This is a genomic window from Ureibacillus sp. FSL W7-1570 (genome assembly GCF_038593265.1).
Classification (GTDB): Bacteria; Bacillota; Bacilli; order Bacillales_A; family Planococcaceae; genus Ureibacillus; species Ureibacillus suwonensis.
The window spans coordinates 41579-58136 of record NZ_CP151979.1 but is presented as its reverse complement, the minus strand read 5'-3'; the positions used below and the strand labels follow the sequence as shown (position 1 = coordinate 58136).

Here is a 16558-nt window from a genome sequence, read left to right as displayed (position 1 = left end):
TTTTTTATTTTCCATTATTTTTACCAAAAAATAAAAAAAGAGGCTAGTGGTTAGCCTCAAAATAGGTTAAAATCCTAAAATCGCTTTAATGACGGAAGTGGTTTCCCCGCCTTCATAAATCACATAAAGGAGCAAATATACAAGTACTCCGGTGATGGCCGTAAAGAACCAAATAATGCTTGAGATCGGTCCGAGGCGGCGATGCACACCCAACTTGTCTTTCAATCCTGTAACGATACTTATAATGCCGAATACTGCGCCTACCGCAGCCAAAATAATATGGAAAATTAAAAAGAAAGTATAGTATATTTTTACCTCTTCAGGACCACCAAAAGCGGTATTTCCAATGAATACCGTTCTTGTTGCATAAATAATAAAGAAGATTAATGCGCTGGCTCCGGCAGCCAACATGACTTTCTTATGTGCTTCTATTTTTCTGGCGATGATTAGACCCCATCCAATGGCCACCAAAATGGCACTGATTACGATGAATGATGTACTGATTGTTGGTAAGATTGGTACACCCATGCCCACATTCTCCTATCCTTAATATTGGTTTCTTTTTTTCTCTTGAAAGTCATTTAAAGCTTTTGCTGTAATTTCTTCTTCAGTGAGTTTATGTTCCTCACTCCACCATTCACGAAAGGAAAAATACAAAATGACACCCAAAATGATTTCCTGGATGATTTTCATTAGCACTCCGCCCAATTGCTGGTCGCGCAGTGGAGACAAGTTTGTGAATAACTCCGGTCCGGACAATTTTACTGTCGTATTAAGGCTCGCCAACGTTTTATCCGGCACACAAAGCGACATCGCTTTCAGCCAGGCTTCTCCATCGGTATATGTTGCGTATACCGGATTTTTTGTAAAAATGATGAGTGCGCAAGCAGGTGTGATAACAACAGCAGTAGCGATAATATACCCGATTTTGTATAACCCTTTTATTTTCCGTTGGCCCGGTACTTCGTTTACCAACGGCCAATACATGAAGAAGGCTGACAGAAACAGTGCCAGACTAGCCAATCCATGCAATGTTTCATCAATTTTAATGTAGTCGAATACAATCGGAAGGTGATAAACCGAAAAGGTTAAGGCAAACCCTAGAACTGATACAACCGGGTGTGTTAACGCTTTGACGATTTTATCGACCACTGGGAATTCAACGACTACCCGCCAAACCCACCAAGGAATTCCTTTAATGATCAGGATCGGAATCAATAGCAGATAAAAGGCCATTTGAACCATATGCATCGTAAAGGTAATATTTGACAATAGATCAATTGGAGATCCTTTAACTATATATAACAATATGATACCTAAAATAAAGTAAACCGCTTCTTTCTTTTTTAACGGTTCGTTCCCCTTAAAATCGCTTCTCCAGCGAATGGTCACAAGAAAATAAACGATGATGATAAACACTAATGTCCCAATCATATATGGGCTCCACATTGCTTGAAACCCAAATATACTTAAAGGCATAATATCGCTCCTCAACAAAGAGATAATCTAAAAAAAAAACAAAGTGCTATTGGTATTATAACATTATTTCTTAAGATAAAATATGAAGAAACCTATCAACTTTTTGAAGAAAATATGATAATTTTGAAAATCCGAACATACAAGAATGGCTGCCTAGATCATCTAGACAGCCATTTTCCATTACCACCAAATAATTGTGTTGAATGCTAGGAAGAATGTAAATGCAATTACAGCTCCTACCCACACAAAAGTGGAAATGACACCGATATATGGTGCGTGTTTATCATCCATATGCATGAAGGAATAGAGTTGCAATACAACTTGGATTCCGGCAAGCAATAAGATGATTGGTTTGATAAATGTTGGCGCAAAATCTGCCGCCACTGTTGCAAAAGCAACAAACGTTAGGAAAATCATGATCGCAAAATTGATCACCTGTTTACGCATTTGAACTGCGCTTTTTCTGCGATCGAATTCATATTGGGCTTGGCTTCTGCCTTGAATCTCAGTATCGTGACTCATATTATCCTAACACCCCCATGAGGTAAACTACCGTGAAGATGAATACCCAAACAACGTCGATAAAGTGCCAGTAGATAGAAGCAACAAAATATTTTGGCGCATTGTAAAGGTTAAGACCACGTTTAGCGTTACGGATGATTAAGCAAATCATCCAGATTAAGCCGATGATTACGTGCAATCCGTGTGTTCCAACAAGCGTGAAGAATGCGGAAGAGAACGCGGATTGAGTGTAACCAAAGCCAATGTGTACATAATGATAGAACTCATAAATTTCAAGGCAAAGGAATCCGAGACCTAGAAGGATTGTTGCTCCAGTCCAAAGCTGAACCCCTTTGAAATTATAGTTTTTCAAATGATACATCGCATATACGGATGTTAGTGATGAAGTTAAAAGGAACATTGTCATCACAAAGGCGAGCGGCAGTTCAAAGAGTTCTTGGGAAGTGAACTCCATGCCTGCTGGACCTTTGTTTCTTAAAGAGATGTAAGTTGCGAATAAACTTGCAAATAGCACGATATCGCTACAGATAAAAATCCAAATACCAACGTACTTATTTTTACCTTCTTGTGTTACCTGTTCCGGATGTTCTGGCCAAGTTTGAGGGGTGAACTTTGTATTAATCATTATTTATTTCCCCCTTTTCCATAAAGCTCATTTTCAATTGCAATAACTTCTTCTGCATGTAAGTGATATCCAAAATCATCTTTTACTGAACGAATAATCATTGCAAGCACAGTAATACCAATTCCAATTACCATTACTGGTACTGACCAAGATACTCCATCTGGATGATATAATGCACCGAATGCAGCAATGAATAATCCAATTGACATGATTAACGGTAAAATTGAGTTGTTTGGCATATGGATGTCGCCAAGAGGTTCTGCATATGTCATGCCTTCTGGGTTGCCTTCATGTTTTTCAATCCAGTATGGGTCAAATCCACGTACAAGTGGAAGTTGTTTGAAGTTATAGAATGGGATTGGTGTTTGGATTGCCCATTCAAGAGAACGTCCATCTCCCCAGTAGTCTCTGCAGTTCACTGGTTTAGATTTAATTGACAACAACATGTTGAGTACCATTAGCACTACACCAATCGCCATCATAATCGCACCAATGGAAGAAATGAAGTTGAATAAATCCCAACCTTGACCTTCCATATAAGTGAATACACGGCGTGGCATACCCATTAATCCTAAGAAGTGTTGTACAAAGAATGTTAAATGGAATCCTGTAAAGAAGATCCAGAATGTTAAATAACCTAATTTCTCATTTAATGCACGGTTAAATAATAACGGCCAATAGAAATGGAATGATGCAAAGATAGCCGTTACGATACCACCAACGATTACGTAGTGGAAGTGTGCAACGATAAAATAAGAGTCGTGTAATTGATAGTCAAGTGGTGCAGTTGCCTGCATTACACCTGTTACCCCACCAGCAACGAAGGATGGGATGAATCCTAATGCGTAAATCATTGGTACAGTAACTTTAATAGAACCGCCCCAAATTGTCAAAATCCAGTTAAATACTTTCATACCTGTTGGAACGGCGATCGCCATTGTTGCTACCGCAAAGATCGCGTTTGCAGTCGCACCAAGACCTACTGTAAACATGTGGTGGGCCCAAACCATGAACCCTAAGAAACCGATCAAGATTGTCGCGAATACCATTGAAGAGTATCCGAACAAACGTTTACGGGCGAATACCGGAATAATTTCAGAGAATAATCCGAATGCCGGCAATACTAAGATATACACTTCAGGGTGACCGAAAATCCAGAATAAGTGCTCCCAAATAATTGTGTTACCACCCATTGTATGATCGAAGAAGTTCGCATCGAACATACGGTCAACCAACATTAGGAACAAACCTACTGTTAGTGGAGGGAATGCGAATAAAATCAATGTACTGGAAATAAGTGTAGTCCAAGTAAATAAAGGCAAACGCATGAACGTCATACCTGGTGCACGCATTGTGATGATTGTCACAATGAAGTTAATGGCAGAAATCAATGTACCTGCACCGGAAATTTGCAGACCTAATACATAGAAGTCAATACCATGACCAGGTGAATATAAAGATAATGATGCATATGATGTCCAACCAGCATCTGGTGCTCCACCCATAAAGAATGATAAATGCAAGAATGTAGCACCTAAGAAGAATAACCAGAATCCTAATGAGTTAAGGAATGGGAATGCTACGTCACGAGCACCGATTTGCAATGGTACAACCATATTCATGAATGCGAATAAAAGTGGTGTCGCTGCCAAGAAAAGCATTGTTGTACCGTGCATTGTTAATAACTCGTTAAAAGTACCAGCTGAGATGAAATCGCTATTTGGGTACATCAACTGTATACGCATTAAAAGCGCTTCAAAACCTGCGATGGCGAAGAACAATAGCCCGGAGAATAAATACAATACCGCAAGTTTTTTGTGGTCAACAGTTGTTAGATACTCCCAAATAACCGCACCCACGCCCTTTTTCTTTGTGACTGCTACTGAGCTCACAACTTTAACCTCCTTAATTTGTTCTCTATCTATATCTGCGAATTAATTATTTTTCTACTGATAAGCCTAGCAAGTAATCAGCTACAGCGCTGATTTCCTCATCAGTCAACTCTTTATACTTACCAGTCATCAAGTTGCCTGGTTTGTATTTTTCAGGATCTTTAATCCAAGCTTCTACGTTTTCTTTATTATGCTCTAAGAAACCTGCAACGCGGTTGCGGTCACCAAATGTTGTCAAGTTTGGACCAGCAGCACCAGCAGGAGTTACTGCAGAAATTGCGTGACATCCTAAACAGTTTTGAGCGAATGTCGCTTCACCCAAATCAGTTGAATCAGCAGAAGCTGTTTGGCCTTCAGTAGCTTTCATTGCTGCTACCCAAGCATCGAAATCATCACGATTCAATGATTTTACTTTGAAATCCATCAAAGCGTGGGAAGGACCGCAAAGTTCAGCACATTTTCCGTACCATACGCCTTCTCCATCATTGAGGCCGGCAGATTCTTCATCGAAAACTAAGTAGAATTTGTTCAAATTGTCTACGTTCGTATCCATTTTACCGCCGATAGCAGGAATCCAGAATGAGTGTTTTACATCAGCTGCTTTCAAGTTGAAGTAAACCTTTTCATTTGTTGGAACAACTAACTCTTGAGAAGTAACAATACCGTATTGTGGATATTCAAATTCCCACCAATACAATTTTGCAGTAACATTAACTGTTAATGCTTTTGGATCCCCATTTTCATCCACTTCATCCATTGCGGATACATCAGCAAATTTATAAGTAGCCAATACTGTTGGAACAGATAAAATTAATAGAAGGATGATTGGAATAACTGTCCAAATTACCTCTAATGTATGGCTACCTTCCACTTGCTTAGGCATGTAATCTTCGCCAAGTTTAGAACGGCGAAACTTTGCGAAAGCGAGTAAATAAAGAACTGATACTACTAAAACTACCAACGTCATGATACTTACAGCTAGTAATAGTAGATTAAATTGCTCTTTTCCGACAGCACCGGCTGGTCGAAGCGCAGAAATATACTCTTCACCACAGCCCGATAAAATCACAGCCATTGCTGCTAACAACGGGAAAAGAGACCATTTTTTAAGCCCTTTCTTCATAGCTTAATTAAACCCCTCTTTCTTTTGATTGTCTTGTCTAACTGGACGTTGTATTCTATCTATTTGAATTCTTTATTGAAGAAAGAATCCCAAAGGGTATAAAAGCGCGGATTGATGAATATTATTTATTATCAAAAAATGGTAAAATGGTTATCATCAATCACAAGTAAACAACATATATTTAGTAAAAACTATTTTTAATCTAATTATGATGTTTAATAAGTGCAAAACCGCTAGAAAACAGTTTGTACATAAAAATGAAACAATAACCATATTAACACACAATTTTCGAATGATGAACGACATTTTTTATAATTTAAAAAATGTTCAAATCTCATTCATGTCTATACCTCTAAACTAACACACACCCAGTTTGGCCGATCGCCACATGCGAATATGATCCAAGTCTTCCAGCTTTGAGTTTACTATGCTGCTCTTTTTAAAAGCAAGGTCCATTAACTGGATAAACTCCAACCGCTGCCATTCCCCCTTTTTCTTTCAAATTTGTAAGCTTTACTTACTAAATTCTACTATATCGAACTTTGTGCCAAATTTCTAGATTTTAAGTGAATTTTATGTGAAGTGGACAAGTTCGATGAAAGCAGACAATACCTTATTAAAAAGCATATTATAAGGATTGAAGATTTAATAGTATCTTTGTGAAATATTTTTCACATTTCTGTGAACAGTTTGTGAAATTTCATAACAATTATTTTGTGAGAATTCTTTGAAGTTGTCTTTTTTTCGCGAATTCGCTATCATCATAAAAGCATAGCTTTTTTCATGCAATCTTTACAGATATAAAAGTAGGTGTCATTGATGCAACACAGGTATAATTGGTTATTGAAATGGGTTGCAGTACTTACCACCCTTGGCATGTTGCTAATCCTTCTGGGAGGCGCTCTCGTAACAAAAACAGACAGCGGTTTAGGCTGCGGCCGTAACTGGCCTGATTGCAATGGATCATTGATTCCAAAAGAAATCACGACAGAAGTGTTGATCGAGTTTTCCCACCGATTTGTTACCGGAGCAGTCTCGATACTGGTATTAATATTAGTGATTTGGACATGGAGAGCTTTAAACCACGTTAAAGAAGTGAAATTTTTAGGCTTTCTGGCAATCTTTTTCCTTGTACTGCAAGCATTGATCGGTGCTGCTCAAGTGCTTTGGGGACAAGGTGATTTTATTTTGGCCTTGCACTTCGGCATTTCACTGATTTCTTTTGCAGCGGTGATGTTGCTATCGATGATTGTTTTCGAAGTGGATCAGAAATTTGATGCCGATCGGGTGATCATTCGAAAAAAATTAAAGTGGCATACCATCGGTGTTACCCTTTATTCATACATAGTCGTCTATACCGGAGCGCTCGTTAGACATACAGGTTCCAGTTTAACATGTACAAGCTGGCCGTTTTGCGATAATCGCAATCCCTTTGAGCTGCCTGACAAAATGTATGAATGGGTGCACATGGGCCATCGGTTCGCTGCATTTTTAATCTTCATCTGGATTTTGTACATCATGGTTCATGTAATTAAACATTACAAAGACCAACGGGTGATCTATTGGAGCTGGATTATCGCCCTTGTCCTTGTTTCATTGCAAATCATTGCTGGCGCATTCATTATCTTTACTCAATTAAGTCTATTCATATCTTTATTGCATTCATTATTTATTACGCTGCTGTTCGGGCTTTTATGCTACTTGATATTATTGGTGGCCCGAAGCTCTTACAACGAAAGAAACCACTGACACCAAGGATTGTTCCCCCGACCAAAGGGGACAATCCTTTTTTCTGCGCTTCAATTAATGACCATTTCGGATTGGAACTGCATACCAATGATCTTTGAACGGTTCTTTCATTCTATTTTCCCTAATTGTAGGAAATTACTCCTCAAAAATGGAATTATTACCAGATTTTCAAAATGGCCTCTCTATTCAGGAAAGATCTTTCCGAATCCAAAATTTTCCCCTTCCCCCATTTAAGTTCTAAAATGTTTTATGCAAATAAAAAAAAGCGAATGAATGCTCATTCGCTCACAAACAATGGAATTGCCCCAAAATTTCTTATTCAAGCTCAATTAACAAATCGCCCGTTGAAATCGCATCGCCCGGTTTTGCGTAGATTTCTTTCACTACACCGTCACTTGGCGCTTGCACAGTTGTTTCCATTTTCATCGCTTCCGTAATCAATAAATGATCGCCGCGTTTTACATGGCTGCCTTTAGAAACGAGCACTTTCAATACAGTACCCGGCATTGTCGCCCCAATTTGATTTGGATTGTTCGGATCCGCCTTCACGGCAATTGATCCATCGGCTTCCACCGTTTTATCTTCCACAACCACTTCACGAGGCTGACCGTTGAATTCAAAGTAAATTACCCGTGTTCCATCGTGTTCCGCTTCACCGATGGACACCAATTTAATAATTAACGTTTTCCCTTTTTCGATTTCCACCTCAATTTCCTCACCGATTCGTAAACCGTAAAGGAAAGAAGGCGTGTCTAATACGGATAAGTTTCCATACTTTTCAACAGCCATGAAATACTCTTCCACCACTTTAGGATATAAAGCGTAGGAGATGACATCCTTTTTCTCCACCGGCTTTTTCACTTTGTTCTCCAATTCTTTTTTCAGTGCATCGAAATCCACCGGCTCAAGGAGTTCGCCAGGCCGCACAGTAATCGGCTTTCTTTCTTTCAAAATGACCTTTTGCAACTCTTCCGGGAACCCGCCATAAGGCTGTCCTAAATAGCCTTGGAAAAATTCGACGACTGAGTCCGGGAAGTCGATCGTTTTTCCTTTTTCCAAAATATTGTTTTCATCCAAATTGTTTTGCACCATAAATAGCGCCATATCGCCGACGACTTTGGACGATGGGGTTACTTTTACGATATCGCCAAACAGCATATTCACGCGGGAATACATTTTTTTCACTTCATCCCAACGGTCTCCAAGCCCCACGGCCTTCGCTTGTTGTTGCAAGTTGCTGTATTGTCCGCCTGGCATTTCATGAACATAGATTTCGGAATGGGGACTTTTCATGCCGCTTTCAAAATCCCGGTAATACTCCCGAACATCTTGCCAGTAATATGATAATTGTTCAAGCGCTTCGATGTCCGCGCGCACTTTTCGTTTTGCGCCGCTCATGGCATAATACAGCGTATTGGCGCTTGGCTGGGATGTTAAGCCTGCCATGGAACCCAATGCTGTATCGACTATATCGACACCCGCTTCGATGGCTTTTGCATAAGTGTAAATTCCGTTGCCGCTTGTATCATGAGTGTGCAAGTGGATTGGCAAGTCCGTCGCTTCTTTCAATTCAGAAATAAGGACATAAGCCGCCTCCGGTTTCAACAAGCCCGCCATATCTTTGATGGCCAAAATATGGGCTCCCGCACGCTCCAATTCCTTCGCCATTTCTTTATAATATTGAACCGTGTATTTTGAGCGGGAAGGATCCAGAATATCGCCTGTGTAGCAGATGGCCGCTTCCGCGATTTTCCCTGTATTACGCACTTCATCAATGGCGATTTCCATCCCCTTGATCCAGTTTAAGCTGTCGAAAATGCGGAATACGTCAATTCCGGCACTCGCCGCTTCCCTCACAAATTCGCGGATCAAATTGTCCGGATAGTTTGTATAACCTACTGCATTGGCGCCACGGAACAACATTTGGAACAAAACGTTCGGGATTTGTTTTCGAAGTTTTGCAAGTCTTTCCCATGGATCTTCTTTCAGGAATCGATAGCTGACATCAAACGTTGCGCCGCCCCAAAGTTCCAGGGAGAAGAAATCATGCATCATCCGTGCATTATAATCTGCAATTTGATACATGTCCTGGCTGCGGACCCTTGTAGCAAGCAGCGACTGATGCGCGTCACGGAATGTGGTATCTGTCAATAGAACATCATCCTGTTCTTTGATCCATCGAATGACTCCATCGACGCCTTCTTCTTCAAGTATTTGTTTTGTTCCCCGCGGAATTTCCGTATGCTTGATATCCAATTTCGGCTTTTCAGGTTTTACAAAGATCGGTTTATTCTTTTTCTCAATTCCAGGGAATCCGTTTAATGTAACATCCCCAATATATCTCAACAACTTAGTGCCGCGGTCTTTGCGAACGGCTAAGTCAAATAGTTCCGGCGTAGAATCGATAAAGCTCGTATCAAATTCTCCGGATAAGAACTTCTCATGCAACACCACATTCATCAGGAACGGAATGTTCGTTTTGACGCCGCGGATACGAAATTCCCTCAAGTTGCGGTCCATTTTAGCCGCGGCTTCCTTAAATGTTCTACCCCATGTGGAAATTTTGACGAGCAAGGAATCGTAGTAAGGTGTCACAACGGCACCTTGGAAACCGTTACCTGCATCCAAACGCACTCCGAAACCGCCGCTTGAACGGTAAACCATGATTTTTCCTGTATCCGGCATAAAGTTATTGGCTGGATCTTCCGTCGTCACACGGGATTGTATCGCATAGCCGAATAACGGAATTTCGCTCTGTTCAGGAACGCCGATTTCTTTTGAATGAAGTTCATATCCTTCCGAAATTTTAATTTGCGCATGAACGATATCAATGCCTGTAATCATCTCCGTGATGGTATGCTCCACTTGAATGCGCGGATTCACTTCGATGAAATAGAATTCGTTGCCGGAAACCAAAAATTCTACAGTGCCGGCATTTACATACCCGACATTTTTCATCAATTTTACTGCCGCTTCACAAATTCTATTTCTTAAATTTTCAGAAAGCGAAATCGATGGAGCGATTTCAACCACCTTTTGATGACGGCGCTGAATCGAACAATCGCGCTCATATAAATGGACAATGTTTCCTGCATAATCCCCTAAAATTTGCACTTCTATATGCTTCGGCTTAATGATCGCTTTTTCCACATACACTTCGTCGGATCCGAAAGCCGCTTTGGCTTCAGATTTCGCCCTTTCATAGGCGCTTTTCAGTTCCTCTTTTGCATGCACCAATCGCATTCCGCGGCCGCCGCCCCCCAAGGCAGCTTTGATCATCACCGGATATCCGACTTCATCTGCGAATTGTTCCAGTTCTTCATAAGATGAAACAGGGCCGTCACTTCCAGGAATCACCGGAATTCCCGCAAGGATTGCCTGCTCTCTTGCCTTCACCTTATCGCCAAAAATCTCCAAATGCTTTGAATTTGGACCGATAAAGATGATCCCTTCTTCTTCACAACGTCTGGCAAATTCAACATTTTCCGCCAGGAAGCCATATCCTGGGTGAACGGCATCAGCGCCTGATTCTTTTGCGATTTCAATGATGCCCTCGATATCCAAATAAGCATCAATCGGACCTTTCCCGACACCGACAAGATAAGCTTCATCCGCTTTGTAACGATGGTGGGACGCGCGGTCCTCTTCCGAATAAATCGCAACTGTTTTAATATCCAATTCATTGCATGCCCGCAATACGCGAATGGCGATTTCCCCTCTGTTTGCGACTAAAAGCTTGTGAATCTTTCTCATTTTGTCCCCCTTAACTTTCTTTTTTCAAGTTTCTCATACATAGAAACATTGATTAATATGCCTATTGCGAAAGACAATACCAAAATAGATGATCCACCATAACTGATGAAAGGCAATGTCACCCCAGTCAATGGGATAAGTCCTGATAAACCACCTAAATTGACAAAGGTTTGTATGGCAATCCAGCTGGCAATACCTGCCGCAATCATTCTGGCCAACGGATCTTTCGTAGTCAGAGCAATGGATAATCCTTTAAATACGATAAATCCCAAACCTCCTAGAACGATTATAACGCCCAACAAACCTAATTCTTCCGCAATTACAGCCATTATAAAATCTGTTTGCGGTTCTGGCAAATATCCGAGTTTTTGCACGGATTGACCAAGCCCTACCCCTTCTATTCCACCAGAACCGATGGCAATATAGCCTTGAACCACTTGGTGCCCTGAACCTTGTTCATATTCAAATGGATTTAAAAATGCCTTGATTCTCCCGATGCGGTTTGGCGTCAAAATTTTATCCCCTTTGATCAATAAAATGACACCGAGAATGGTTGCACCGAGAATCGCCAATTCGGCAAAAAACTTAAAGAAGGTTCTTATCCGTATGCCGCTTGCCGCTACTACCGCAATGGCAATGCCGGAAATGATCATGACGGCACCGATATCTGTTTCAAGTGCCACGAAAAAGATGATAAAAATCCATACTAAAATAGGGTAAATAATATGATTTGGGTGTAAATCAACCATTGGGGTTTTTAAACTTTTCCGATAAAAAGCCCCTGCAAAATATAAAATAATGATGAGTTTTGCAAGTTCAGAAGGTTGGAAAGACATCAGGCCGAACAGACTGATCCAGCTTTTGGACCCCGTTCCGCTTTCACCGAATCCGAAAAAAAACACCCAGAACATCAAAACGGTGATCAATCCAACCATAAAGACCATTATATTTTTTCTGCTATAATGCTTGTACGGCACAAAAGCACCGACGGTAAAGAAGAAAAATGCAACCATTAAATTAAATAATTGTTTTTTATAATAATAATCCGGTTCCTTCCCGTCGACAAGTGCCACCATGATGCTGGAACTGTAAATCATCACCAGGCCGAATAAACACAAAAATACATAAACGAAGAATAAAGGGTAATCAAAATTCCGAATATAGTACGAAAGATATTTTCTCATAGCGAAGACCTCTTTTAGAAAAAAAACTCAAATCACATTGATTTGAGCCTTTTGTTACTTGTTCGAGTTTGCGTTTGTATATGCTTCATGTAACAAGGACAATTCTTTTTCTAATGTATCCAAAATCTTTCTTCCTTGTTCACGTTCAATTAATCCCAATTTCACGGCGAAATCGATTTCCCGGGACAAACCAAACATTTGTGTATCCAGAACTTCTTCGTACAAAGGACATTGCGGCATCGTCAAATGATCCATTTGCACTTTGATCAAACGCGCTATTTTATCTGCATCTTCAAGCAGCAATTCCAACGCTTTTTCCTGGAAGGAAGCTTGAGTTTTTTTCTCCATGAGGACGCCCCCATTAATGTAATTTCTTCTATTCTATCTTAATAAAGTTTATCTTTTAGCAAATAAAAATGCAAGTGGCAACACAAGATAGAACAGTTAGAAATGATTATTTCTTTATTATGTGAAAATCTAACTGTATACTGATATATGTAAAATAGTTAAGGGGGAGAATTCTGATGGAAAGCATCATTCCAATTAAAGGAAAAGTGAAATATAAATTGACGTTGGATCCATCCGTGTGGATTTTTGACGATCGAAGAATTGATTTGAAAACATATTTTACAAAACCAAAAGAAAATGAGGACGAAGATTTAAAATACTTGTTTAAAATGGGCGAACATTGGTCCCGTGAAATTATGGAAGGTGCAACATTCCCTCCTACTTTAAAAACGGAAAGAAAATTTGACCGGAAAGGGATGCAAACCGGTACGTTCGGCATGGAAATAAAATATTTCCTTAACAATGCCGAAATCGAAGAAGATGCAACAAAAGTGGTCTTTGAATGCAAAGATGGCACAGAGCACGCTTTTGCAATCGATGATGCATACAAATTGATTTTCAAATTTAGCCAAGATGGTAAGCCGCTGACAGAGGATGGGCCTGTTCATATTATTTTTGGTGACGGTTCCAATTTGGACAACCCAATCAAAAACATTGCAGCGATTCGGGTGGAATAGGATTTAACCTATGCGTGTCCAATGTGTAATTTGTGATTCCATCCATGAACTGGAAGACGACTCACCACTGGCTAAAAGATTAAGAAATCGGCCGATCCACACATACATGTGTGAAACTTGCCATGATCGCATTACAACAAAAACGCTGGAGAGACTGGCGACGGGCAAATTCCGTTTCTTCCGCAGCTCTTCAAGCATTGATGAAGAACTATGACAATATCATTTTCCCGCAAAAAAATGGCCTATTATGAAATCCAAAATGGAATTTCATAATAGGTTATATTTTTTATTCTTAAGGATGAACAAAATGTTGCATGATGGATTACTCATTTTTGATCAATCGTCTCTCCAGCATTTCCACCAGCTGGTACATGAGTGTTGCGAAGATGGCAATGATGAGGAGCGACATTAATACGAGATTGAAGTTGAACACTTGGAATCCATAAATGATCAAATAGCCGAGCCCCTGGGAAGAAACGAGGAATTCGCCGACAATGACCCCTACCCAAGACAATCCCACATTCACTTTTAATGTGGAGATGATTGTCGGAAAAGAGGCGGGCAAAATCGCTTCTTTGAACATTTGCCATTTCGTCGCATTGAAGGTTTGCAACACTTTCAGATAGTTGGCATCCACGTTGCGGAAAGATGTGTAAATGACGATGGTGGAAATGATGACGGAGATGATGGCCCCCATTGTGATGATGGATGTCATCCCTGGACCGAGAGCAACAATCAAAATCGGTCCAAGTGCGACTTTCGGCATGGAATTCAACACAACCAAATACGGGTCCAAAATTTTGGAAAAAGTCGGGAACCACCAAAGAATGGCCGCCAAAACCGTGCCTACGAGCGTCCCCAAAATAAACCCGAGAACCGTTTCAAACAATGTATAGTTCATGTGGATAAAAATCGTGCCATCCGAAATCATGTTCATCAGTAACCGGAAAATCCTCGAAGGCGCGCTGAATATGAGCGGATCAATCCAGCGGTTGGAAGAGGCGGCTTCCCATATGGCAAAAAAGCCGATCAGGATGAACAACTGGTAAAATCGAATCCATCGTTTTTCCTTCGCCAATCTTTTCTTATATGCCAGATGGAGTTCTTTAATGTTCAAGGCTTTCAAGCTCCTTCCAAATTTGTTGAAATAATGGTGAATAGCTTGAATGGCTTCTTGCTTCAAAAGGAGTCAAGTTTCTGATTTCTTCCGGCACTTCAAAGGTTTGATGGATTCGTCCGGGTCTTCTGGAAAATAAGAAAATGCGGTCGCTCATCGCAATGGCTTCCCCGATGTCATGGGTCACAAGAATGGCCGTTTTATTGTACGCTTTTAACATGTTGGATACCAAATCTTCCAGCTTCAATTTGGATTGATAGTCCAGGGCGGAAAACGGTTCATCCAGCAATAGCACTTTCGGATCCACCGCAAGGGTTCTGGCGAGCGCCACCCTTTGCCTCATCCCCCCCGATAATTCCCGGGGATATTTTTTCTCGATGGATGGCAATCCCACATCTTCCAGCAGCTTTGACGCAATATGCCGATCATACTCTTGATTCGCCAGTTTTAATCCAAGGGTGATATTTTCCTCGATGGTTTTCCACGGGAATAAATAATCCTGCTGCAACATATACCCGATGGAGAGCTCTTTATTTCCGTACACCTTTTGATTTTCAATGTAGACATTTCCTGAAGTCGGCTGAAATAATCCGGCGATGATGGAGAGAAGGGTTGTTTTACCGCACCCGCTCGGCCCGATAAAGGAAACGAATTCCCCTTCATCAATGGTCAAATGGATGTCCTGTAACGCTTCCGTTGCCGCATCCTTTGAAAAATACGCATGGCTGACGTGATCAACAAGCAAGAAACTCATATCACTTCGTTACCTTCTCGGCGAATGTTGTATCCACCAGTTTTGAGTAATCCATGCGCATCGGAAGCTCCCCCACTTCTTCCATGATATCCTGCAAGTTGTTCCACTCTTCCTCATCCAAAATCGGATCCTTCGCAAAGGATTCCTGCTGGCGGTAGCGTTCCACCACTTGTGCAATCAATTCAACGTCCGTATCTTCAAAGAATGGCTGAATGGCTTTTGCCACTTCTTCCGCCGGAGCATCATACACAAAGTCTTGCGCTTTTTTGATGGCTCTCGTAAATTTCTCCGCCACTTCCGGATTTTTCTTCAAGTAACTTTCTTTCGCCATAAACACCGTATATGGAACATGCCCGGATTCCGTACCGAATGATGCCACCACATAGCCGATTCCTTCTTTTTCAAAAACGCTTGCGGTCGGTTCAAATAGTTGTACGAATTCCCCCGTTCCGGATGCAAAAGCGCGAGGGTACAAAAGACACTACTGTCATGCCAGGAAAGGTCATCCTAAATACAGATGGCAACATAGGCTTTTGATTCCGGGATGGCCGGCAGTTAGGATGGAAGATTCGGGATCATTGACGGCAGGAATAAGGCCCTAATCGATGTTTGCAGCAATTGATGATTAAGATAAACGGGCGTTTTGCCGAATCCCTAACAAAATAAAAATCGCCCCCAAGAGAAAGAAAAGGATCCCTTTTGTAAAACCGATCATAAAAAATACAACCCCGATTAAAAGATAGCTTGCTACATGTGGATTCTTAAAATTGATTGGCTTCATAAATATTCCCCCTTAAAAATACGGTTGGTGATTTCTACGAATCAATGGAAAAAAAGTTCCCTGATTTTTGCTTGGCCATATTTTCAAAAATAAACATTCCAATCCGCCCAAAAACAAAAAAAGCCCCTTTTTCAAGGAGTCTCCTGATTGCCGGATCTGACTGAAGCTTCCAAACGGGCATTCAATCATTCGCCTTCAAAAAGGGCATCTAAAAAAAGAAGCAAAAAACTGGCGGCAAAAAGGAATACGGATAAGCCCGTCAATAGATACATTACATTCTCAAACGCCGAAACCTTTTTCTCCAACCTCTTTCTCTTTAATTGCCTGTAATAGATATACCCGCAAAATAATAAGAAGAACGTTGCTATTCCTTGTACCGTTTCAAAAAAATGAATCAGCGGACTCACCTCTGCAACATGCAATCAAAAAAATTCTTTTTAACAAAAGATGGTTTAATGGATTAAGCCATCAGTTCGAATATATGTATTTTCACTACAGAATATCTTAAAGGAGAAATCATATTTGTAAAGAAATAACGCCCTAAAGAAGCCGTT

The 16558-nt window shown here is 40.7% G+C and carries 15 protein-coding genes and 1 pseudogene; 3 read left to right on the top strand and 13 right to left on the bottom strand.

The window, feature by feature from the left end:
• Positions 1-66: 66 nt before the first annotated feature.
• From NST13_RS00275 to coxB, 6 genes are all read right to left on the bottom strand, one after another.
• The gene (locus NST13_RS00275) at positions 67-528 is read right to left on the bottom strand and encodes a DUF420 domain-containing protein (RefSeq protein ID WP_342469985.1); all 462 of its coding nucleotides are present in this window, start codon (positions 526-528) and stop codon (positions 67-69) included.
• Positions 529-546: 18 nt separating this feature from the next.
• Positions 547-1479, bottom strand: a complete 933-nt coding sequence (gene ctaG / locus NST13_RS00270; protein ID WP_342581110.1) for a cytochrome c oxidase assembly factor CtaG — start codon at positions 1477-1479, stop codon at positions 547-549.
• Positions 1480-1659: 180 nt separating this feature from the next.
• Positions 1660-2001: a cytochrome C oxidase subunit IV family protein gene (locus NST13_RS00265; protein ID WP_342469987.1), complete on the bottom strand. Its 342-nt coding sequence runs from the start codon at positions 1999-2001 to the stop codon at positions 1660-1662.
• Between the two features lies 1 nt (position 2002).
• On the bottom strand, positions 2003-2629 hold the full coding sequence (locus tag NST13_RS00260) for a cytochrome (ubi)quinol oxidase subunit III (RefSeq protein ID WP_342581876.1): 627 nt from the start codon (positions 2627-2629) through the stop codon (positions 2003-2005).
• The gene (locus NST13_RS00255) at positions 2626-4518 is read right to left on the bottom strand and encodes a cytochrome c oxidase subunit I (protein ID WP_342581109.1); all 1893 of its coding nucleotides are present in this window, start codon (positions 4516-4518) and stop codon (positions 2626-2628) included. The genes NST13_RS00260 and NST13_RS00255 overlap by 4 nt, the downstream gene beginning before the upstream one ends.
• A 46-nt stretch (positions 4519-4564) precedes the next feature.
• Positions 4565-5641, bottom strand: a complete 1077-nt coding sequence (gene coxB, locus NST13_RS00250; RefSeq protein ID WP_342581108.1) for a cytochrome c oxidase subunit II — start codon at positions 5639-5641, stop codon at positions 4565-4567.
• Between the two features lie 819 nt (positions 5642-6460).
• Here coxB and NST13_RS00245 point away from each other — a divergent pair.
• The gene (locus tag NST13_RS00245) at positions 6461-7390 is read left to right on the top strand and encodes a heme A synthase (protein ID WP_342581107.1); all 930 of its coding nucleotides are present in this window, start codon (positions 6461-6463) and stop codon (positions 7388-7390) included.
• A gap of 315 nt (positions 7391-7705) precedes the next feature.
• Here NST13_RS00245 and pyc read toward each other — a convergent pair whose 3' ends face one another.
• From pyc to NST13_RS00230, 3 genes are read right to left on the bottom strand one after another with little or no spacing between them, the layout of a single operon-like run.
• Complete coding sequence (gene pyc / locus NST13_RS00240) at positions 7706-11143, bottom strand: pyruvate carboxylase (RefSeq protein ID WP_342581106.1); 3438 nt, start codon at positions 11141-11143, stop codon at positions 7706-7708.
• Positions 11140-12327, bottom strand: a complete 1188-nt coding sequence (locus NST13_RS00235; protein ID WP_342469992.1) for a putative peptidoglycan glycosyltransferase FtsW — start codon at positions 12325-12327, stop codon at positions 11140-11142. The genes pyc and NST13_RS00235 overlap by 4 nt, the downstream gene beginning before the upstream one ends.
• Positions 12328-12381: 54 nt before the next feature.
• On the bottom strand, positions 12382-12675 hold the full coding sequence (locus NST13_RS00230) for a YlaN family protein (RefSeq protein ID WP_342469993.1): 294 nt from the start codon (positions 12673-12675) through the stop codon (positions 12382-12384).
• A gap of 176 nt (positions 12676-12851) precedes the next feature.
• Between NST13_RS00230 and NST13_RS00225 the strand changes: the two genes are divergently transcribed.
• Positions 12852-13352, top strand: coding sequence for a peptidyl-prolyl cis-trans isomerase (locus NST13_RS00225; protein ID WP_342469994.1), 501 nt, complete (start codon positions 12852-12854; stop codon positions 13350-13352).
• Between the two features lie 10 nt (positions 13353-13362).
• Entirely contained in the window at positions 13363-13566 is a 204-nt protein-coding gene (locus tag NST13_RS00220; protein ID WP_342469995.1) for a YlaI family protein, read from the top strand.
• Between the two features lie 108 nt (positions 13567-13674).
• On the opposite strand, the gene NST13_RS00215 is transcribed toward NST13_RS00220, so the two are convergent.
• The 4 genes and pseudogenes from NST13_RS00215 to NST13_RS00200 form a co-directional block, all read right to left on the bottom strand.
• The gene (locus tag NST13_RS00215; RefSeq protein ID WP_342581105.1) at positions 13675-14469 is read right to left on the bottom strand and encodes an ABC transporter permease; all 795 of its coding nucleotides are present in this window, start codon (positions 14467-14469) and stop codon (positions 13675-13677) included.
• A complete protein-coding gene (locus NST13_RS00210; RefSeq protein ID WP_342581104.1) occupies positions 14459-15223 on the bottom strand; it encodes an ABC transporter ATP-binding protein in 765 nt (254 codons plus the stop codon). The genes NST13_RS00215 and NST13_RS00210 overlap by 11 nt, the downstream gene beginning before the upstream one ends.
• 1 nt (position 15224) lies before the next feature.
• Positions 15225-15686: pseudogene (locus NST13_RS00205) on the bottom strand (ABC transporter substrate-binding protein); the annotation flags it as partial.
• A 162-nt stretch (positions 15687-15848) separates the two neighbouring features.
• Positions 15849-16004 (bottom strand): hypothetical protein, encoded by a 156-nt coding sequence (locus tag NST13_RS00200; RefSeq protein WP_342469998.1) that lies wholly within the window; start codon positions 16002-16004, stop codon positions 15849-15851.
• Positions 16005-16558: the final 554 nt, after the last annotated feature.